Origin of the sequence: Anoxybacillus sp. LAT27 (assembly GCF_022030075.1) — a bacterium.
Taxonomy (GTDB): domain Bacteria; phylum Bacillota; class Bacilli; order Bacillales; family Anoxybacillaceae; genus Anoxybacillus; species Anoxybacillus kestanbolensis.
In genome coordinates this window covers 42,955-64,035 of the sequence record NZ_JAIWYK010000065.1, presented here as the reverse complement: position 1 = coordinate 64,035, position 21,081 = coordinate 42,955, and the positions used below count along the sequence as shown (strand labels likewise).

Below are 21,081 nucleotides of genomic sequence, written 5' to 3'. Positions count from 1 at the left end.
GAAAAAAGCGTGGAAAGTATGAGGCAATAGCACATGCCCTTGCTTATTCGCAAGGGCATTTAAGACTACTCGTTCAACCGTTCGTGCACATCTTCTTCCGTCATATCGAGTATATGTGCAATCTCTGCCACGCTCATTCCTTTTTCGCTCATTTTTCGGATCGTTTCTTTGATTCCTTCTTCTCGTCCTTTTTTCAATCCTTCTTTCAACCCTTCTTCCCGACTGCTGCGAATGTTTGAAAGTTGGTCAAGGAGCCATTTGAGCCGCATTTCGTAGGCGTAGCGGTTTTCTGGGTCAACGCTTAAACTTTGCCATTCTTCTAACGCTTCTAAAATGTCTTGTTCGGTCATCGCGATTCCCTCCAATTCGCGAAACATGTCTTCATCCATTCGTTTTGTTCGGCTATCCACAGCCGATAACATCGTCAGCCATGGCCATTCCGGCGATTGCTTCACTTCTCTCCGATATTTCTTCCATTTTACCATAAATTGTGACAAATCGAGTACATGAAATTCAAGGTGCTCGCTCCAAAGAAATTGTTCTTCATCTTCACGGATATGAAAGACGGTATGGAAGCGATCAGTTTCATGTGGGAAAAGTGGGTAATTTAAGATGGCGATCATGATGGTCGGAGGAAGGGTGTCGTACCGTTCTCCTTTTGATAACGAAGAGGAAAACAACCGCGCCCAGTAATACAACAGCCGTTCGGGCATGCCGTATTGCGGGATGATTTGAATTTCGACATGAATGCGCTCGCCACGATTCGTGCGGACAATGACGTCTAACCGCCCTGTTTTTCCGTCTTCTGTTTCTTTCGTCAGTTCGGTGTTTTCAAACTGCACATCAACGATGCGGTCATCGCCTGTCCGATGCAAAAGCGCGTTTAAAAACGCCATCGTAATGGACTTGCGGCTCGGGTGACCGAACAGCTGTTTAAACATAAAATCCATTTTTAAATCAAGATACTGCATACACCTCATCCTTTCATAATAGATACACTTTTATTACACTCGGGAAATACGGGAAATGCAAAAAGGGAAAATTGAATATTGAGGCACATTTTTTGTGAAAATCGGCGAAAAAAAACGGTAAGAAGAAAATTTTGTGGACTGAAAAATCAATTTTCGATGAGAAAGGAACATTTTTTCGATAGGTGACTGGAAACGTTTAGTGACGTAAAATGACAGTAGTTTACAGTAGGAATTTTTGTTATAGTTAAAGTTGTAAAAAGGACAACAAGAGATGGAGGCGCCTTGAAATTTCAAGACACCTCTATTTCACCTAAAACCGTTTTGCCATGTCTTTCGCGCGTTCGATCGCTTGTTGTTTAATGGCTTCTGCTTCGTTTGGAAATGCGTTCATACCTTCCACAGCAATCGTTTCGACGTCTGTAATGCCGATGAAAGAGAGGACCGCACGCAAATAGCGATCGCCAAATTCCATTTCTTTTGCTGGGCCTTCGGAGTACATGCCTCCGCGCGCTTGAATGTGAAGCGCTTTTTTCCCTTTCAATAACCCAACAGGACCTTGTTCCGTATATTTGAACGTTTTTCCTGCAAGACAAAGCGTATCAATATATGCTTTTAGTTTTGGAGGGAAGCTAAAGTTCCACATCGGTGTGACGAATACATATTTGTCAGCTTTCATAAATTGTTCGCATAACTCATTGATGCGCGCCACTTTTTGTTGTTCATCTTTGCTTAATTGCTCGAACGCTTGTCCTTGTTGCAGTTTGCCCCAGCCGTTAAATACATCGGCGTCAATGTACGGAATGTCCGTATCATATACATGTAGTTCAACGATTTCATCTTCTGGATGATGTTGTTTGTAAGTTTCTAAAAACGCACGCCCGACTGATAAACTAAATGATTGTTGTTCTTGTTTTGGATTTGCAGTAATATAAAGTACTTTTGCCATGACGATTCCTCCTCGGTATTTTAAGTGAAAAAATATCTGTAACTATATTAAAGTATATTACTTACTTTTGTAAAGTAAAAAACTTTTTTAAACGGATGACAGCCATCGAAAAACGAAGTCCATCCGAGCGTATATGGTATCGTAGTGAAAAAGTAGTCATCGAATTGTCGATGGCTATTTTTTTATCCGTTCGTTTATTCAAGGGATATGCATATTTTTCATTCATTGTTAAAAAATAATGGCGAATGGGGGGACGCTATGAAACTGTTCGCATTTGGCATGATGATCGTTTGTTTGCACGCATTGCCGTATTTTCTTCTTGGTGAAGATGCCCATATGCGCGTGCACGATAATTTAGATTCAAATATCGCTTGGTATCGTGTGCTTGCACGAAGCGGTGAGTTGTTCGGTTCCGTCCATGCGACGATTCCACAAGTCATTAACGGATTGCCACGCAACGCGTACGGAACAGAATTTAGCGGCATCGTCTGGCTTCATGCGCTTTTTCCTTCCGTTTATGCTTACGGGCTTAGCCAGCTGTTGACGCGCGTATTTGCGTTTATCGGCATGTATATGTTGTTGAAAACGCACGTATTGAAAGAGCGAGAAGCGACGGCAGAATGGATTCGCGTTGGTGTGGCTCTTACGTTTGCCTTGACGCCGTTTTGGCCATCAGGGATGCTTAGCACGCTCGGCATGCCGCTTGCGTTATGGGCGCTACTTAACATTCGAGCGGGCGATCGTTCGTGGAAAAATTATGTCGTACTCACGCTTCTTCCTCTCTATTCCAGCTTCGTGCTCGGTTTTTTCTTTTTTTTAAGCGCAATGTTTTTGTTTTGGATCGTTGATGCGTGGCGTCGCCGACCGAATATGCCGTTATTGCTGGCGCTCGTATATATGACCGCCCTTTATTTCGCAATTGAATATCGGCTCGTTCATTCATTTTTATTTGCGACCGAACCGACAAGTCGGGATGAATATTTCCATGCCCGTCTATCGTTATGGCGGTCGCTTCGTTTAACATTCAAAAACTACATCTTCGGTCATACGCATGTGATGACGATTCATACGCTTATTATTTTACCGATCACGTTCATCGCCTTATATATCGTATGGAAACGAAAATGGTGGCGGAATGAACGGCTATTTTGGCAGCTTCATGTGCTCAATTTCATTTTGTCGCTTTGGTATGCGTTTTGGTTTTACAAAGGATGGTTTCCTGCGACAGAAGCGTTTCCGTTTTTAGATCGCTTTAATTTTGCACGCTATCATTTTTTACGCCCGATGATCATTTACGTCTTGTTTGCTTTGTCGCTTCGCATCATTTGGTGCGCATGGGATCGGCGCATCGTTTCATTTGCGCTTTTTGCGCAACTTGTGGTGGCGCTGTTGTTTCATGAACAAATCGTCTATCGCGACAAGCCAACGTTTCGTTCCTTTTATGCGGAAAAGCAATTTCAAGACATCAAACAATATATCGGAAAGCCCGTTCATACGTATCGCGTCGTCAGCATCGGCATACATCCAGCGATTGCACAATATAACGGCTTTTATACGTTAGATACGTACAACAATTTTTATCCGCTTTCGTATAAACATCAATTTCGTCAAATCATTGCAAGCGAGCTAAATAAAAATAAAAAGCTAAAGGAATATTTCGATGAGTGGGGCGGACGTTGTTATATTTTTGTTGCGGAACTTGGGAAAAAATATATGTTTACGAAACGATCAAACAAACGCATTCGCCATATGCAACTCCATACGAACGTGTTATACGACATGGGTGGGCGATACGTCTTGTCAGCTGTGCCGATTGACAATGCGAAAGAAAATCGTTTAATGCTATTGCGCACGTTTCACCATAAAGAATCAGCATGGACGATTTATTTATACGAAGTAGAAGGAGGGAAAACGACATGACCGTTTTAGCGATCGTTGTGCCTTGTTATAACGAGGAGGAGATGTTGCCGGAGACGATCGAACAGTTGCGGGCATTGCGGCAACAACTTATCGATGAACAGCTCATTTCTTCGGAAAGTAAAATTGTGTTTGTCGATGATGGGAGCCGCGACAAGACGTGGACGATCATTTATAAAGCGTGTTTGCGCTACGAAGAAATAAAAGGCATTAAACTAGCGGGAAACGCAGGACATCAACACGCGCTGTTAGCGGGGATGATTGCCGCTAAACAAATGGCGCATTGCGTTGTGACGATGGATGCTGATTTACAAGACGACATATACGTCGTTCGCGAGTTTGTGCGCAAATTTCAAGAAGGGTACGACATCGTCTACGGGGTAAGAAAAAAGCGCGACGTTGACTCATATATGAAACGGTGGACGGCTGAGACGTTTTATCGCTTCATGAATCGCATCGGGGTGAAGTTGATTTATAATCATGCCGACTATCGCCTTATGAGCCGGCGTGCTGTCGAAGCGTTAGCGCAATTTCGTGAAGTGAATCTGTTTTTGCGTGGCGTTGTCCCGCTTCTTGGCTTTCCGTCGACGACCGTATATTATGACCGAAAAGAGCGGAAAGCAGGAGTGACGAAATATCCGCTCATGAAAATGATTCGCTTTGCGTTCGATGGGTTAACATCGTTTAGTATGATGCCGATTCGTTTCGTCTCCCTTCTCGGTTTTTGTTCGTTTGTTGTGAGCGTATTATTTGCGTTATATGTGCTATTTTTAAAAATGACAGGTCATACGCAGACGGGCTGGACGTCGCTGATCATGTCCATTTGGCTTGTCGGAGGATTGCAGCTCATGGCGATCGGTTTAGTCGGGGAGTATATCGGAAAAGTATATCAAGAAGCCAAACAACGTCCACGCTACATTGTCGATGTCGATTTGTTAAATGGACCGATGATCGCAAGGCACGAGCGGGAAAAACTAGCTGAGGAAATTAGTTAAGGCTCCGATTATGCGGAGCCTTTTTGCATCATGGTGCGTTGAAATGATTGAAACAGGACGAATGAAACGAACGTAAGCACAATCCCTGTCATATACGGCAAGCTCGGCTTCAATGTAAATAGCCAGCCTGCAATCGCCGGTCCGCCGATGCGCCCGAGCGAATCGAATGATGATAACAGCCCTGTTGCGCTTCCTTGTCCGTCCGTCGTATGTTTCGTTAATAAGGCGGATACACATGGGCGAATGACGCCGTTACCGATGCCGAAAATCGTTAAATAAAGGGCAGCTGTCCAAAAGTTATGGATAAATAAAATGAGCGAAAATCCGAGTGCCGAAAGAAATAGTCCAGCGCGAATGACCGTCCCTTCGCCGAACGACTGAATAAGTTTGCCAAGCAGTCCTCCTTGAATGACCGCCCCAGCAAGTCCCATAATCATAAAAATATAACCGAGTTCAGTAGAAGCAAGTCCAGCACGTTGAGCCGCGAAATACGCAAACGTCGCTTCCAGCCCCGCAAGCGAAAACGTGACGATCAACTGCAATACGTATAGACGCGATACGTCGCTTCGTAGCGCCGTCATCAGTGATGGACGTTTCGTTTCGCCGTTTGCGCGTTTTTCTTTCGGCAGCGACTCGTTTAAGAAAAAGAAAACGAATACCGCCGTCACAAAAGCTAAACTGCCTGCGATCCAAAACGGAACGGTTAAGCTATGTTTCGAAAACACGCCGCCGATGGCTGGTCCGAAAATAAAGCCGAGCCCGACCGCTGCCCCGATGATGCCCATGCCTTTTCCGCGATTTTCTTCGGTCGTCACATCGGCAACGTACGCCATCGCTGTCGGCATCGTTGCGGCCGATAAAAAGCCGCCGATGATGCGCGCTGCAAACAACATCCAAAGTTTTGTTGCTAAGGCGAATAAGAAAAACGAAAGCGCTAGACCAAAAATGCCGAGCAGTAAAAACGGCTTGCGTCCGTAACGATCAGACAGCCGTCCCCACATCGGCGCAAATAAAAATTGCATAAACGAATATACCGCCATTAACCAGCCGAGCTGTGTTGGGGTGGCACCGATGTTTTCAGCGTAAAACGGAAGGACAGGAATAATAATTCCGAATCCCATCATGACGAAAAACATGACAATAAATAAAAGCGGCAAATAACGCCGATCGTTCATATGACCATCTCCACTATGTAGTTTGCATCTTTATCATAATGGAAATGTGACCATTTTTCAAAGATGTCGCTGCATTGACAACGGAAAAAGTTTTCGCGAAACTGAGATTGGATGAACGATGTGGGAGAGTTGAGAAAGATGACATATATCAATCAACATGTGTTAAACAACTTATTTTACATTTTAGTAAGCATTTTTTTCTTTTACTTTTTGTACGATCACGTCCGCTTTTTTCAACAAAAAAAGGCGCATCAACATGTGTTGCTCATCGCATGTTTAAGTGTCCCCCTTATTTTATGTATGAAATATCCAATTTATATCGCACCAGATTGCGTGCACGATTTGCGACAAGTGCCGTTTTTGATCGGCACGTTTTACGGCGGTTGGGCGGTGAGCGTACCGCTATTGCTTATTTTGCTTGTGGCGCGCTTTATGATGTATGGATATCAGTTTATTACCGTTGCGGTATATGTGATGATGTGCCTATGCGGCAGCTTGTTTTCTCCGTTGTTTCAGCAGCTTACAAGAAAGCAGCGGCTCGTTGCTTCGGCGGCGATGACGTTTCTTTTGGCGATTGCGGCAACGGTGTTGGCGGTCGCCATTTCCGATTTTCAAGTGACGGAATCGTACGTTGTCGATTTTATTCTCGTTCCTCCTGTTGCGGTGTTGTTCGTTGTATTTATCATTGAAACGTTGCGAGAGGCGCTGCTTATTCGTTCAAAAGCGATCAAGTTGGAGAAAATGGAAGTCGTCAGTCAGCTTGCCGCCAGCATTTCCCATGAAATTCGCAATCCCCTTACAGTCGTCAAAGGTTTTATGCAACTGATGAAAGCAAAAGACATATCAGCGGAAACAAAAGAGCAATATATGAATATCGCCCTCGAGGAGTTAAACCGCGCCTGCATGATCATTGACGATTATTTAACGTTTGCGAAGCCGTTTCCTGAAAAAATTGAGACGCTTCATGTGGAGCGAGAGTTAGAAAAAGTGATCGACATGTTGCGTCCGTTTGCGAACATGTATGGCGTACAAATTGTCGCAACACTCATGCCTGCCACGATGGAAGGAAACGCACAATATTTTCGGCAATGTTTTTTAAATATAATAAAAAATGGCATTGAAGCAACTGAAAATGGCGGTAAGGTATATGTCGATGCCCACGCCGATGAAAAAACGGTTACGATCGTTGTGCGCGATGAAGGGGAAGGGATGACGAAAGAGCAACTTGCTCGTTTTGGTGAGCCGTATTTCAGCACGAAAGAAAAAGGAACAGGGCTCGGGGCGATGGTGTCGATTCGCATCATTGAAATGATGAACGGAACATGGCGCATTCAAAGTGAAAAAGGGCGTGGAACGACGATGACAGTCAGCTTCTCGTTATTAGAAAAATAAAAATATTGCGAAATAGCGAAAAAGTATTGTCTTTAACGATTTTGGGCGTTAAAGTATAAAATGAACATAACGAGTAAGGGGAGTTTACATCGATGAGTTTGTTTAGGAAAAAGTCGATTGAAGCGCTGATGAGCGAATCAGGAAAAAATGGGGCAACGCTCAAAAAGGAATTAGGCGCATTTGATTTAACGATGCTTGGCATCGGTGCGATTATTGGAACAGGCATTTTCGTTTTAACGGGGGTAGCGGCTGCTGAACATGCGGGACCAGCGCTTGTTCTTTCGTTTATTTTATCTGGATTGGCGTGCGTTTTTGCGGCGCTTTGTTATGCGGAGTTTGCATCGAGCGTTCCGGTGTCAGGGAGCGCGTATACGTACAGCTATGCGACATTTGGGGAATTAATCGCTTGGATGCTCGGTTGGGATTTAATTTTAGAGTATGGTGTGGCAGCTTCGGCTGTTGCGGCAGGCTGGTCTGGTTATTTCCAAGGATTGCTTGCCGGATTTGGCATTGAGTTGCCGAAAGCATTAACGAGCGCTTACGATCCAGCAAACGGGACGTTTATTGATGTGCCCGCCATTGTCATCGTCTTGCTTATTACGTTTTTATTGACGCAAGGGGTGAGAAAATCCGCTCGTTTTAATGCGGTGATGGTCGTTATTAAAGTTGCGGTTATTTTATTGTTTATTGCGGTTGGCGTATGGTATGTGAAGCCAGAAAACTGGACGCCGTTTATGCCGTTTGGATTTTCCGGTGTTGCGGCAGGAGCGGCGACGGTGTTTTTCGCTTACTTAGGGTTTGATGCGGTATCGACAGCGGCAGAAGAAGTGCGCAATCCGCAGCGCAATATGCCGATCGGGATTATCGCATCGCTTGCGATTTGTACGCTTCTTTACATTGCGGTGTCGCTTATTTTGACAGGCATTGTGCCGTATGATCAGTTGGGAGTAAAAAATCCAGTTGCTTTTGCGTTAAACTATATTCAACAAGATTGGGTGGCGGGATTTATTTCGCTCGGTGCGATTACAGGCATTACGACGGTGCTTCTTGTCATGCTTTATGCACAAACGCGCCTCTTTTATGCGATTAGCCGCGACGGCTTGCTTCCGTCATTGTTTGCGAAAGTGAGCGAACGGAAACAAGTGCCCCTTGTCAATTCATGGGTAACAGGCATTGCGGTTTCCGTTTTCGCAGGGGTCATCCCGTTAAATAAATTAGCGCATTTAACAAATATCGGAACGTTGTTTGCATTTACGACTGTTGCGATCGGCATTTTAATTTTACGCAAAACAGAGCCGAACTTAAAACGAAGCTTTATGGTGCCGTTTGTACCGGTCATTCCGCTTCTTGCGGTCGCGTTTTGTACGTATTTAGCCCTTCAGCTTCCAGCAACAACATGGTTAAGCTTTGGCGGCTGGTTAGCGATTGGTCTTGTCATTTACTTCTTGTACGGTCGCAAACATAGCAAATTAAATGAGGCAAATGCCGCACAAAAACAAGTGAGTTAACGATTGACAAAATGAACAGCCACTTTTATAATGAAAATACAATAACATCGTTTTCCTTCACAAAGGGGAGTAGCGTTCAGGCGTTGCCTGAAAACAAAGTCGTCAATTCATGGACCTTGTCCATCGGCTTTGTTGGCACAATTACGTGTCTAGCGAGACCTTTGCCGTTCGGCAAAGGTCTTTTTTGCGTTCTCATGATTTTTGCCGGCGGACGAGGGAAAACTACATATTACAGGAGGGATTATCGATGGATGTATCATTATTGTTAGAGTACGGTTGGGTGCTTCTCGTTTTAATCGGTTTAGAAGGTATTCTCGCTGCCGATAACGCTGTCGTGATGGCGGTCATGGTGAAGCATTTGCCAGAGAAAGAACAAAAACGGGCGCTCTTTTACGGGCTTGCTGGGGCGTTTATTCTTCGCTTTGCGGCGTTATTTGTTATTTCGTATTTAGTGAACATTTGGCAAATTCAAGCGCTCGGTGCGTTGTATTTAATGTTTATTGCGGTGCATCATTTTATCAATAAAAATCGCGATGGTTCGCATAAAACAGAGAAAAAGCAGTCAGGTTTTTGGATGACGGTATTAAAAGTCGAGCTTGCTGATTTAGCGTTTGCGATCGATTCGATTTTAGCGGCTGTCGCTTTAGCGATGACGTTGCCGGATACAAATTTACCAGCGATCGGCGGCATGGACGGCGGAAAGTTTTTAGTCATCTTCGCCGGTGGATTAATTGGCGTCATCATTATGCGTTTTGCGGCAAATGCGTTCGTGAAATTGTTGCATAAACGCCCAAGCCTAGAATCGGCCGCATTTTTAATCGTCGGTTGGGTTGGGGTGAAATTGGCAGTATATACGCTTGCACATCCAAGCTTAGCAGTCGTTTCCGAACATTTCGCGCATTCGGCGTTATGGAAAGCGATTTTCTGGATCGTTCTTTTAGCGATCGCAGCTGGCGGCTGGTTTTTCTCAGGAAAAGAAACACAACAACAGAAAGAAGCGATTCAAACGTTGAAAAAAGCGCAAAACGAGTAAAAGGAGGCACGTTCCTCCTTTTTTTGTTATAATGAGAAGAGGAGGAGTGAGATTTATGTTAAGTGAAAAATTGTTAAACGGACTGAATGAACAAATGAATTTTGAATTTTATTCCGCACATGCGTATATGGCGATGGCGGCATATTGCTCAGCGGAAGGATTGGATGGTTTCGCAAATTTCTTTTTAGTGCAAGCGGAAGAAGAGCGATTCCATGCGATGAAGTTTTACAACTTTATTAATGCGCTTGGCGAACGGGCGATTATGACAGGTTTTCCTTCACCGAACAACGAATTTACGTCCGTTCGTGACTGCTTCGAAAAAGCGCTCGCTCATGAAAAAGAAGTGACGCGCCGCATTTACAAACTATCTGACTTAGCGTTAGATGAGCGTGAACACGCGACGATGAACTTTTTGAAATGGTTTATCGACGAACAAGTGGAAGAGGAATCGCTATTTGACACGCTCATTCAAAAGCTCAAGCGCATCGAAGGCGACAGCAACTCGCTATTTATGCTCGACAACGAACTTGCACAACGTACATTTACACCAGAACCATAAAGGGAATGCATCGGCATTCTCTTTTTCTTTCCGCCTAACCAACGATCGCGCATCAAGCGATAGTTGGATATAGGAGGGATGGAAATGAAATGGCTAGTCGATGATGATCCGTTGTTCGTATTGCCGACGGTGGCGGTAAAGCTCGGATTGAATGAAAGTATTTTTTTACAACAGCTTCATTATTGGCTCACGAAAAGTACGCATACGTACGATGGATATACGTGGGTATATAATACGTACGAAGGATGGCAAAAACAGTTTCCGTTTTGGTCAGAAAGCACGATTCGGCGCACGATCGTCCGGCTTGAGAAAAAAGGGATCGTTGTGTCAAGGTATCGTTCGAAACTGGATAAAACGAAATGGTATCGCATTGACTACGATGTGCTTGCCGAAGTGCTTGACACAAACGTTGTACATGACGAGCAAGTGACGGAAGATGGCGAGAACATGTGTATCGAAAAAACGAACGGTCAACATGACGAGCGGACGATGCAACATGACGCATCGCACGCGTCAACTTGCCAAGACGGACAGCGCAATATGAACAGACAAACAAATATAACGACAGATGATACATTACAAAACATAATACAATTTTATGAACAAAACGGTTTTGGGACGATCAGTAGCTATGTCGGTGAACAGATGGCGCTATGGATCAACGAAACGTCAGCGGAATGGGTGCTCGAAGCGTTAACGATCACGTTAAAAAACGGAGTGAAAACGTGGAAGTATGCCGAGGGAATTTTGCGCAATTGGAAGAAGCATGGTCGCATAAAAAAAGAAAAACGAGCGGTGCGAACGGAATTGATTCCAGAGTGGTTACATATCGATTATTCACAATATGAACGAAAAGCTTGCAGTGAAGCCGAGCTCGAACAAAAAAGAAGGGCATTAGAAAAACGGCTAAGGGCTGCCCCTTAGCCTGTTCGTTTCACCTGATCGGTCGCTTCTTTTGTCGCTTCTACAGCTTCTACAAGCAATTCAACGAGATGGACGGCGCGTACGTTTGTGAGTCCTTCCCGTTCAATGCCGAGCTTCATTTGTAGTAAACAGCCGGGATTGGCGGTTACAATCGTCGTCGCTTTCGTTTGTTTTACTTGTTCCATTTTGTAGTCGAGCACTTGCATCGACATATCCGGTTCGATGATGTTATAAATGCCTGCAGACCCACAACACCGGTCGGCATCTTTCATTTCACGAAATTCGACGCCTGCAATCGACTGAAGCAATAGGCGTGGTTCTTTTGCGGTTTTCATGACGTTGCGCAAATGGCATGAATCTTGATACGTCACCGTTTGGTTTGGCAAGCGCCATCCTTGCTTATGAAAGCCGAGTTCCACTAAAATGACGGACACGTCTTTTATTTTTGCGACAAACGCTTTCGCACGATCCGCCCAAACAGGATCGTCTTTTAACAAATGGTCGTATTCGATTAAAAAGGCGCCGCACCCGCCAGCGTTTGTAATGATGTAATCGACATCGAGTGTTTCAAACGCTTCGATGTTGCGTTTCGCTAACGTTTTTGCGTCCGCTTTTTCACCGCTATGTCCATGAAGCGCACCGCAACACGTTTGCGTTTTAGGAATGACGATGTCGCAACCAACAAGCGGCAACAGTTTCATCGTCGCATCGTTTATGTCCATAAACATCGTATCCATTAAACAACCGCGGAAAAAAGCGACGCGCCGCTTGCGTGGAGCGAGCGCTTCAACGTGCGACGGACGTTCGTTCATTTGTTTCCACGTTGGCACGTTCGGTAGCACGTTTTCCATCATCGCTAAATGGTTCGGTAATACGCGCAATAGCCCAAGTTTACGAGCGAGCGCTTGCAATCCTGAACGTTGATAAAAGCCGATAAGTGCCGTCAACATACGCATCCGTTTTGGATGTGGAAACAGTTGTTTAAATACAAGATGGCGAATGAAACGGACGATCGGTGAATACGTTTTATGTTGCGCAATAATGTCGTGCGCTTCTTCAAGCAAATGACCGTAGCGCACGCCAGAAGGACAAACTGGTTCGCATGCGCGGCAGCCAAGGCATAGTTGAAGGGAACGTTCGACATCTTCGTCCGGTTCAATAAGTCCATCAACGACTGCTTTCATTAATGCGATGCGTCCGCGCGGCGAGTGCGATTCTTGAAAGCCGGATTCAATATACGTCGGGCATGTCGGTAAACAAAAACCGCACCGCATACAGTTTAATAGCTCGTCTTCATTTATGCGCGCTTGAAATTGTTTTGCGAGCTGTTTGTTTTTCATCGTGTTATCACCACCCGTTTGCGCGTGCTTTTGGCGAACACTTTTCCCGGATTCATAATGTTGTTCGGATCCAGCGCTTGTTTAATCGCCTTCATCGCAGCGATTCCTTCTTTGCCGAGCTTCCATTCTACATATGGGGCTTTCATGACACCGACGCCATGTTCGCCTGTAATCGTGCCGCCAAGCTCAATCGCTTTGGCGAATATGTCTTCAAACGCTTGCTCGACACGATGCAGTTCGTCTTTGTCGCGCACATCAGTCGGACATGTCGGATGAAGATTGCCGTCTCCTGCATGCCCGAACGTGCAAATGGTCACGTTATACTTTTTCGCAATGTCGTTAATCGCTTTTACCATATTCGCAATTTGCGAACGCGGAACGGTTGCGTCTTCTAAAATCGTCGTCGGTTTTAAACGAGCGAGTGCTGATAGTGCCGAACGTCTCGCTGTGCGCAAGTTGTTCGCTTCTTCTTCTGTTTTGGCTACTTGGACGGAAATGGCATGTTGCTCTTGACAAATGCGCGCCATCGCTTTCATATCTCGCTCAACGACTTCTTTCGGTCCATCTTGTTCGATCAGCAATACCGCTTGAACGTCTGTCGGCAAGCCGATGTTGACGAACGATTCGACGACTTGTAACGTCGGTTGATCTAAAAATTCAAGCGTCGTCGGGATGATTTTATTGGCGATAATCGTTGAAACGGAACGGGCGGCTGCTTCTAAATCTTCATAAAGCGCGAGCATCGTTTGTTTCGTCTCCGGCATCGGAATAAGTTTTAACGTCGCTTCTGTAATGATCCCAAGCGTGCCTTCCGAACCGACAAACAGGCGCGTTAAGTCGTAGCCGGCGACGTCTTTGGCGAGCTTTCCGCCTGTGCGAATGATGTCGCCGTTGGCGAGCACAACTTCAAGCCCCATGACGTAGTCGCGCGTCACTCCGTATTTTAAACCGCGCAAACCACCGGAATTTTCATTAATGTTTCCTCCGATCGTTGAAATTTTCATCGAGCTTGGATCAGGGGGATAAAACAGTCCTTTTGCTTCGACGGCATGAATAAGGTCAAGCGTAATAACACCCGGCTGAACGGTAACCGTTAAGTTTTCTTCATCGATTTCTAATATGCGATTCATATGTTTAAACAACATGACGATGCCGCCTTCGGTTGGGCATGTGCCTGCACAAAGATTTGTGCCCGAACCGCGCGGAACGATCGGAATGCGTTCGTTGTTGCAAATTTTTACAATTTCACTCACTTCATTTGTGTTGCGCGGAGCGATGACCGCATCAGGAAGCGATTGAAAGTTTGGTGTGGCGTCATAGGAATAAACGAGCCGTCCGGCTTTCGAATCATCGTAGTTTTCTGCACCGACGATGTCAATGAGCTGTCGTTTCACTTGTTCGGTGATCATATCATCCACCTTCTTTCTCCCATTTTTACTATAAGCATAAAAAAAAGCGGGAAAACCCGCTATGGATGAATATATAAAAATAAAACGTTTACATCTTATTTTTTTGTTGTTTCATCTAAAAAACGAATAGCTAAATATAAAGTGACGACATGTTCGATATTGCGCACGTTTAAATTTGTATATTCTTGTACTTTTTTTAGCCGATAATGAAGCGTATTAATATGAATGTGAAGCGATTCGGCTGTTTGTTTGAGCGATAAGTGGTTGGCGAAAAATGTGCGCAACGTATGAAGTAGTTCTTTGTCATGGATGAACGGCGCAATCGTTCGTTTGATAAGTTCTTGTTTTGTCGCAAGCGAAATGTTTTCTAAACACATGTCCAATCGTAAATCTTCATCGAAAACGATGTCGCCTGTTTGTTTGGCGATATGAAGCGCGCGTTCGGCTTGTTTATACGAATGGTACGCCTGTTTACTATCTCCCATTTTTCCGCATCCGATATGAAGTGTAATACCATATTTTTCTAATAGTGCACGTTGCATCGTTTTTATTTTAGTGATCGTTCGTTCTTTGTCGTCGTCTGTTTGTAAAATCAGTAAGCGATCGTTTCCCCAACGGACGATGACGTCACGTTCATCGTTCCAAACGGTTCGAACGTATTTCCATATGTCGACAGAAAGCGTTTGTTTTTTCTCATCTAACGAAGCGATGATGGCGCGCCGTTTCGCATACAAGTCAATATGAAACAGTTGGGCGCGTTCGTAAAACGATGGCGACCATTCGCGCGCTTGCAGCCATTCAAACACGAACGTTTCAAGCGTCCGCGCTTCGAGTTGAAGTTGTTCGATGTAATAGTTTTCCTGAATAAGAAGCTCGGTCATTTTTTTTAATAGTTCTCCATAAGGTGACACCTTTTTCGGGTCGCCTGTAATGCCGATGACGCCAATCACATCGCCGTGAAAAAAGATCGGCAAGTTGATGCCCGCTTTTACGCCTCGTAATACGTTTTCATCTTCTTTTGTAATAATCCGTGTTTTCTTTTCTTGGCAAACGAGAAACGCTCCTTCATGAAATTGACCGAGGCGCGTCGTATCGGTGCTTGCGATAATAATGCCGTTTGTCGCGACGATAATAATGTCTTCATCAATGAGGCGTCGGACGTCGGATACAATTTTTTTCGCAAGGTGAGGGGAGAACATCCATTCACTTCCTTTCGTAGCAAGGTGAAAAAAGAAACCGTCCTTTCACTTGAAAAGAAGGACGGTTGTCCGAGTTACATGTGAAAACGTGCCACCGCTTGACGAAGCTGTTCGGCAGTGCTTGCGAGTTCTTGCGAAGAAGCGAGCAACTCTTGCATCGTTGCGTTTTGTTCTTCCGTCGTTGCGGCCACTTGTTCAATGTTGCTTGCCGATTGCGATGAAATGTCAATAATTTGATCGGCAAATGCGGTCATTGTTTTTACTTTTTCGTCAACGGCGCGAATCGTATCGTGCACTGTATCGCTTTCTGCTTGAACGCGCGCCATATCGGTCGAAATGGAATGGAAAATATGTCCGACTTGTTCGACGAGCGAATGACCTGTTTGGAACGATTCACTGCTTTCATTCATCACATGTACAGCGTGCGCCGTTTGCGTTTGCGACTGCTCAGCAAGGGTGCGAATGTTGCCGGCCGCATGCGCCGTTTGTTCAGCCAGTTTACGCACTTCTTCAGCGACGACGCCAAATCCTTTTCCGTGTTCGCCTGCTCGGGCGGCTTCAATTGCCGCGTTTAACGCAAGCAAGTTTGTTTGATCGGAAATGCTCGTAATAAAGCCGACGATTTGATGAATTTCTTTTGATTTATCGTTTAGCGATTCAATGACAGTAGCGAGTCGCTCAATTTGTTCGCGAATGAGCTTCATTTGTGCAACCGTTTGCTCTACTAGTGCCGTTCCTTCGTTAACGCGTTTCGTTGCTTCGTTTGTTCGTTTCGTCGTTTCAGATACTTTCGTCATAACAGTCGTTAGCGCATCAGACACGTCGTGCACCGCTTCATTTGTTTGTTTCGATACATTCACTTGCTCATCTGCACCAGAGGCAACTTCGAGAATGGCTTGTGTAATTTGTTCGTTCGCTTCCGTCGTTGCTTCTGCGTTTTGTCGCAACGTTTGTGACATGTCGTTGACGTATGTTGCCGCCGCTTGAATTTGAGCGATCGATTGTTCCAATCCATCCGCTAATTCATTCATCGCTTGAGCAATTTGTCCGACTTCGTCATTTTTCGTATCGGTCAATCGTTCGACGCGCAAATTGCCGCGCGCAAGTTCATGACAAACATGGACGACGTCGTGTAATCGTTTGCTTATTTTTCGGCTGACGACGATTAAAGAGATGACCGATAAAACGATCGCTACAACGACGGTGATGATCATCATGAAAATGTTTTTCGCAATCGTGTCGTTCATTTGCGCCGTCAGCGTGTTTCTGTCATCCATGACGATTTTTCTTAGTAGGTCAAGCTTTTCAATGCTCATATCGCGAATTGTTGCGGCTTTATTTTGGAAGCTAATGACTTGGAAAATATCAATTTGTTCGCCGCGATCGCGATATGACAATACTGCAGGTTGAATCGTTTTATACAGCAGTTCGTTTAGTTGATTTTCAATCGAGATGGTTGAGTTGTAAATCGTTTTTGCCTCCTCTGTTTGCATGTGCGGTTTTAGCTGTTTTATTTTCTTATTGAATTGATCTGTTAAATCGTTGTAGTGCCAAAGCGTCTCTGGACGCGGATTTGTCATATAGTCAGTAATGACGATATATTTTTGTTTAAATAACGAACCGAGGTCGGTAATTAAAATGGCTTGGTCGCTTTTTTGTTCCACTTGTTTGACGACGTTCGTTAAGTTATTGACGAGTAAAAAAACAAAAATGAAAACGCTGACAAATAAAAGTGTAGCAAAGCTGAAAACGATCCCATATTTTTTCCCGATCGTCATCGCTTTGGTCGTTTTAGTTGTTTTCTTTTTTTTCTGAAAACGATTTGTCCATCGTCCTTTCATCATGAAGCCTCCTTTGCTTTTTTCTCATTATAGCACGACCGCTAGAGAGGAAGGGAGAGTATTTTTGGACAAAATGCCACGAATTTTGTCACAAATTTTTTATTGCAATCGGTTTCAAGTTATCGCATGGAAACAGCTTGCAGAACAATTAGGCATTACGTTTGATCGCGCGTTTAACGAGCAATTAAAAGGGGTGAGCCGCATGGAGTCGCTTGAGCGCATTTTAGCGCTCGGCGGCCAAGCGGATCGCTATACAACAGCGGAAAAAGAGGCGCTGGCGCATAAAAAAAATGAGCATTACAAACAGCTCATTGCGTGCATGACGCCAAGCGATTTACTTCCCGGCATGCTCGATTTATTGCGCGAGTTGAAGCGCAATCATATAAAAATCGGCTTAGCGTCCGCAAGTAAAAACGCGTTTACGGTTATCGAACGGCTCGGTATTCGGGAATATTTCGATACGATTGTCGATGCGGCAAAAGTACAAAACAGCAAGCCGCACCCAGAAATTTTCCTTACTGCCGCCGAGCAGTTACGTGTCGCTCCGTCGACGTGCGTTGGCGTAGAAGATGCGCAAGCAGGGGTGGCTGCCATTAAAGCAGCAAACATGGTTGCGATTGGTGTTGGCGACAAAGAAGCGTTAAAAGAAGCGGACTATATCGTCGAAACGACAGCCGATTTAACATACGATGCGATTGTACGTGCTTTTCATCGGGAATAAGGGAGCTCGTCTCCCTTCCATATACTATATTAAGGGGGGAAGGACATGCGATTTGGCAAAGCGTTGTTATATACGATTCTCGTGTTATATGCAATTGTGACGATGATTCCGTTTTTATGGGCGCTCTCGTCATCGTTTAAAACGCTTGAAGAAATTGTGAGCGGTTCGATCAGCTTTATTCCGAAAGACTTTACGCTTGATAATTATAAACAAATTTTTATTGAACAAGAGCTTTTCCCGCGTTGGTTTATGAATAGCGTCATTATTGCGGTGACGGTGACAATGTTGAATTTAATATTTAACTCGATGGCTGGTTATGCGCTTGCTCGTCTTCATTTCCGAGGAAAACAGACGATTTTTATGATCATTTTGGCGGTATTAATGATTCCAGCGCAAGTGACGATGATTCCGAACTATTTAATTTTAAAACAGCTCGGTTGGTTGAACTCGTATCAAGGGATGATTGTCCCAGCGATGATTAATGCGACGTTCATTTTTATGATGCGCCAATTTTTCATCAACTTCCCGAAAGAGTTAGAAGAAGCGGCCGCGTTAGACGGATTAAGCCGCATCGGCACGTTTTTCCGCATCGTGTTGCCGCTCGCTCGCCCAGCGCTCGCCGCGCAAGCTATTTTCGTCTTTATGGGCTCATGGAACGACTTTATGCGTCCGCTTATCATTTTGTCTGATCCGCAACTGTTCACGTTGCCGCTTGGATTAAATAGCTTTAAAGGACAATACATTAGCTATTGGAACTACATTATGGCAGCGTCGATGGTATTTACCATGCCTGTGTTAGTCATTTATGCATTTTTCAACCGTTATTTCATTAAAGGCATTTCATTTACAGGGGGAAAATGATCCCCCTTGTTTCATTTCTTCTAGCTCACGGTATTCGCTTATAAATAAAAGAATATATCCCGTCACAATAATCCCGACACCAATCACTTTCATGAGTTGAATCCATTCGCGGTCCATATACGCCACCTCGTCATGTATTGCTCCTTCAATGTATGACGAAAACGGGGCGAATGTGTCAATCCGCCCCGTATCCGACGTCTTTATCTGGATGGGTAAACGGTGCTAGTTCGCTCCGTTTTTCTTCGAGTAAGGCGCGGTTTTCGGGGGTATTCCAACCGATGTCGTTTGTTGGGTGCACCCATTCATCACCCGCCATTACACTCGGATCGGTTTCATCGCTCCATTCATGAAGTGGGGAGTTTGGCGAATTGTATTTACTATCGCCAATGACGACCCCATACCGATTGACAAATGGTGGTTTCATCTCGATGCCCGTTCCTTTAAATGACGGGGCGTGAATTTGATGCGGTTGCGTCTCATCGAAAATGGGCGATTCGATTTCTTTTTCTTTTTCCATGATGATCACCTCATCATTAATGTGGCTAAATGGCGTATAAAATATGTTCATTTGCGTGACATTACTTGTGAGGGGGGATTCATATGCATTTTCCAATTGCACAATTGCATGAACGCGACGTTGCCGAAGTACAACAATTTGAGCGGAAGCTTCGTGAACAAACGGGCGAAGACATTATACTTATTGCGTACAAAAAAGAACATGCGAGAGGTGAACGATCATGAAGCGCAAAGTGACACACGATGCCGCAAAAACGAACAACCAAACGCCGACAGAAAGCATGCCAAAAGACGAATTTGAAGCGCAATACGCTGGCGGAGAAGATATGAGTCGCGGCGCAAACCGAAATTCGAAAAAAGGACGGCAAGGAACATGAAAAACAAACAAGCAGGCAAAACAATTCCGATTCCAAGCGACATATTGAAGGAAGAATTCGGTCAAGAACAAGGCGACGTCAATGCGTATAAAGTGATGGAGTTAATGGAAGAGGCGAAAAAAGGAAAAGAAAAATGAGTAAAGTATATTTATGAAATAATTGCATAGTACAAAGTGTAGGCTACACAGGTTCGGACTATGTGGCTATAGAGAAAGGGCTGCTTACGTATATACGAAAGCAGCCCAATTTGTTACGTTTTTTACTTTTTTAAAAATAAATACAATAATAGTAATGGCTCTTTACCAAAAGTCGTACTTGAGATTTACTCTCACATTGGATGGTAGTTAGTACGTCGACGGCTTTTCACGCGGAATCCCGAGTTACTCACCGCCTATATTCAATATCACGCGGAGCCCCGAGGGATATTGATGTACTTTCATATTATAATACGACTTAGGCAAAAGTCAACTTCCAGTTGTTAAGGAACGGTGTTAATTAATGGGTAAGGAAAAGATCATGATATTTTTTGATGAGAGCGGCAAAAGGAGTGTCAAACCTAATTTAATGGGTGGTCTATCTATTCCGTATGAAATATACTATCAAGACGATTTTCAATTATTAACTCAAAAATTGAGAGATGGATTGATTAAGTTACATTTTAAGAGCTATTATGGCGATTCGAATGAAAGGGATAATTTTATTCGTGTTGGCGAGACTTTAGCAAAGTATTCTGAGTTCATCAAAATGATTGTCATTAATTATGATTATTCTGCTCTTGTTGGTACCACTGAATTAGGAAAAGATGTGGTTGAAGATATGATTTACACGAAGTTTCCTGAAAGAATTCTGTATGGTTTACTAAGAGGATACGGTAAGAACATTGACATAGAAGCAGAAGTGTTAATCGAAAAAGCTAATGAGTACGAAAATCTTAATCTTTTCCAACTTAAAGACAAATACGAACATGATGTTGCATTGAATTTAGATGGTTTAGTAAAGGATTTGTTAAATATTCAAGCGCTTTATAGAGGGGAAAATTACGTGATTAATAATTGTAAACTAGTTCCCAAGGGTGAAGAAATCGGCGTAGAAATGACTGACATGATGTTGGGGATTGTGAGAACAATTATAGAAAACAAGCCATCAACTACCTTAAAATATACTGCCAAAAATAAATTAACGATGCACTTATTACGGAATCGAGAGTTTTGTTCTTTAATACAAAATATAAGATATTTTGAATGGGATCAATCCAAAGAATTACCAGAAATAAGTTTAACGAGTTACTTGCAGCTATTCATGGCTAGACATTTTAATGAAACAATAAACTGAGTACCACCAAAGTGGGTGGTATCAGAATGTTGACAGGTTCCATCATGAGGAACCTGTCTTTTTTC

General features: G+C 44.0%; 21 protein-coding genes and 1 pseudogene. 13 read left to right on the top strand and 9 right to left on the bottom strand.

The features are described from left to right. Positions 1-65: 65 nt before the first annotated feature. Both LD028_RS05245 and LD028_RS05240 read right to left on the bottom strand, forming a co-directional pair. Entirely contained in the window at positions 66-971 is a 906-nt protein-coding gene (locus LD028_RS05245; protein WP_237811194.1) for an Rpn family recombination-promoting nuclease/putative transposase, read from the bottom strand. Positions 972-1,281: 310 nt separating this feature from the next. Next, positions 1,282-1,917, bottom strand: coding sequence for an FMN-dependent NADH-azoreductase (locus LD028_RS05240; protein ID WP_237811193.1), 636 nt, complete (start codon positions 1,915-1,917; stop codon positions 1,282-1,284). A 258-nt stretch (positions 1,918-2,175) separates the two neighbouring features. Here LD028_RS05240 and LD028_RS05235 point away from each other — a divergent pair, with 258 nt between their 5' ends. Next, positions 2,176-3,837, top strand: coding sequence for a DUF6044 family protein (locus tag LD028_RS05235; protein WP_237811192.1), 1,662 nt, complete (start codon positions 2,176-2,178; stop codon positions 3,835-3,837). Continuing rightward, entirely contained in the window at positions 3,834-4,829 is a 996-nt protein-coding gene (locus LD028_RS05230) for a glycosyltransferase family 2 protein (protein ID WP_237811191.1), read from the top strand. The genes LD028_RS05235 and LD028_RS05230 overlap by 4 nt, the downstream gene beginning before the upstream one ends. 8 nt (positions 4,830-4,837) lie before the next feature. On the opposite strand, the gene LD028_RS05225 is transcribed toward LD028_RS05230, so the two are convergent. Further along, the gene (locus LD028_RS05225; protein WP_237811190.1) at positions 4,838-6,004 is read right to left on the bottom strand and encodes an MFS transporter; all 1,167 of its coding nucleotides are present in this window, start codon (positions 6,002-6,004) and stop codon (positions 4,838-4,840) included. A gap of 138 nt (positions 6,005-6,142) precedes the next feature. Here LD028_RS05225 and LD028_RS05220 point away from each other — a divergent pair, with 138 nt between their 5' ends. From LD028_RS05220 to LD028_RS05200, 5 genes and pseudogenes are all read left to right on the top strand, one after another. Next, complete coding sequence (locus LD028_RS05220) at positions 6,143-7,396, top strand: sensor histidine kinase (RefSeq protein WP_237811189.1); 1,254 nt, start codon at positions 6,143-6,145, stop codon at positions 7,394-7,396. Positions 7,397-7,488: 92 nt separating this feature from the next. Beyond that, on the top strand, positions 7,489-8,904 hold the full coding sequence (gene bcaP / locus LD028_RS05215) for a branched-chain amino acid transporter BcaP (protein WP_237811188.1): 1,416 nt from the start codon (positions 7,489-7,491) through the stop codon (positions 8,902-8,904). Between the two features lie 83 nt (positions 8,905-8,987). After that, a pseudogene (locus tag LD028_RS05210) lies at positions 8,988-9,937 on the top strand (TerC family protein). 55 nt (positions 9,938-9,992) lie between these two features. After that, positions 9,993-10,496, top strand: a complete 504-nt coding sequence (locus tag LD028_RS05205) for a ferritin (protein WP_237811186.1) — start codon at positions 9,993-9,995, stop codon at positions 10,494-10,496. Positions 10,497-10,580: 84 nt separating this feature from the next. After that, a complete protein-coding gene (locus tag LD028_RS05200; protein WP_237811185.1) occupies positions 10,581-11,420 on the top strand; it encodes a DnaD domain protein in 840 nt (279 codons plus the stop codon). On the opposite strand, the gene LD028_RS05195 is transcribed toward LD028_RS05200, so the two are convergent. The 4 genes from LD028_RS05195 to LD028_RS05180 all read right to left on the bottom strand — a co-directional run bounded on the left by LD028_RS05195 (position 11,417) and on the right by LD028_RS05180 (position 17,209). Then, entirely contained in the window at positions 11,417-12,760 is a 1,344-nt protein-coding gene (locus LD028_RS05195) for a (Fe-S)-binding protein (protein ID WP_237811184.1), read from the bottom strand. The two genes, LD028_RS05200 and LD028_RS05195, sit on opposite strands and share 4 nt — an antisense overlap. Next, the gene (gene glcD / locus LD028_RS05190) at positions 12,757-14,169 is read right to left on the bottom strand and encodes a glycolate oxidase subunit GlcD (protein ID WP_237811210.1); all 1,413 of its coding nucleotides are present in this window, start codon (positions 14,167-14,169) and stop codon (positions 12,757-12,759) included. Before glcD ends, LD028_RS05195 begins: the two co-directional genes overlap by 4 nt. Positions 14,170-14,264: 95 nt before the next feature. Next, positions 14,265-15,368, bottom strand: a complete 1,104-nt coding sequence (locus tag LD028_RS05185; RefSeq protein WP_237811183.1) for a CdaR family transcriptional regulator — start codon at positions 15,366-15,368, stop codon at positions 14,265-14,267. 74 nt (positions 15,369-15,442) lie between these two features. After that, a complete protein-coding gene (locus LD028_RS05180; protein WP_237811182.1) occupies positions 15,443-17,209 on the bottom strand; it encodes a methyl-accepting chemotaxis protein in 1,767 nt (588 codons plus the stop codon). A gap of 73 nt (positions 17,210-17,282) precedes the next feature. On the opposite strand from LD028_RS05180, the gene pgmB reads away from it, so the two are divergent. After that, a complete protein-coding gene (gene pgmB / locus LD028_RS05175; RefSeq protein WP_237811209.1) occupies positions 17,283-17,930 on the top strand; it encodes a beta-phosphoglucomutase in 648 nt (215 codons plus the stop codon). 45 nt (positions 17,931-17,975) lie between these two features. Next, positions 17,976-18,791: a carbohydrate ABC transporter permease gene (locus LD028_RS05170; RefSeq protein ID WP_237811181.1), complete on the top strand. Its 816-nt coding sequence runs from the start codon at positions 17,976-17,978 to the stop codon at positions 18,789-18,791. Here the strand turns inward: LD028_RS05170 and LD028_RS05165 are convergent. Together LD028_RS05165 and LD028_RS05160 are read right to left on the bottom strand one after the other, a co-directional pair. Next, on the bottom strand, positions 18,771-18,908 hold the full coding sequence (locus LD028_RS05165; RefSeq protein ID WP_158310583.1) for a hypothetical protein: 138 nt from the start codon (positions 18,906-18,908) through the stop codon (positions 18,771-18,773). The two genes, LD028_RS05170 and LD028_RS05165, sit on opposite strands and share 21 nt — an antisense overlap. Before the next feature lie 58 nt (positions 18,909-18,966). Next, complete coding sequence (locus tag LD028_RS05160) at positions 18,967-19,308, bottom strand: DUF3905 domain-containing protein (RefSeq protein ID WP_237811180.1); 342 nt, start codon at positions 19,306-19,308, stop codon at positions 18,967-18,969. 83 nt (positions 19,309-19,391) lie between these two features. Here LD028_RS05160 and LD028_RS05155 point away from each other — a divergent pair, with 83 nt between their 5' ends. From LD028_RS05155 to LD028_RS05140, 4 genes are all read left to right on the top strand, one after another. Next, positions 19,392-19,532 carry a hypothetical protein gene (locus tag LD028_RS05155; protein ID WP_237811179.1) on the top strand — a complete coding sequence of 47 codons (141 nt, stop codon included), beginning with the start codon at positions 19,392-19,394 and terminating at the stop codon, positions 19,530-19,532. Continuing rightward, the gene (locus LD028_RS05150; RefSeq protein ID WP_012575564.1) at positions 19,529-19,684 is read left to right on the top strand and encodes a hypothetical protein; all 156 of its coding nucleotides are present in this window, start codon (positions 19,529-19,531) and stop codon (positions 19,682-19,684) included. Before LD028_RS05155 ends, LD028_RS05150 begins: the two co-directional genes overlap by 4 nt. Then, on the top strand, positions 19,681-19,821 hold the full coding sequence (locus LD028_RS05145; protein ID WP_237811178.1) for a hypothetical protein: 141 nt from the start codon (positions 19,681-19,683) through the stop codon (positions 19,819-19,821). The genes LD028_RS05150 and LD028_RS05145 overlap by 4 nt, the downstream gene beginning before the upstream one ends. 361 nt (positions 19,822-20,182) lie before the next feature. Further along, the gene (locus LD028_RS05140) at positions 20,183-21,016 is read left to right on the top strand and encodes a hypothetical protein (RefSeq protein WP_237811177.1); all 834 of its coding nucleotides are present in this window, start codon (positions 20,183-20,185) and stop codon (positions 21,014-21,016) included. Positions 21,017-21,081: the final 65 nt, after the last annotated feature.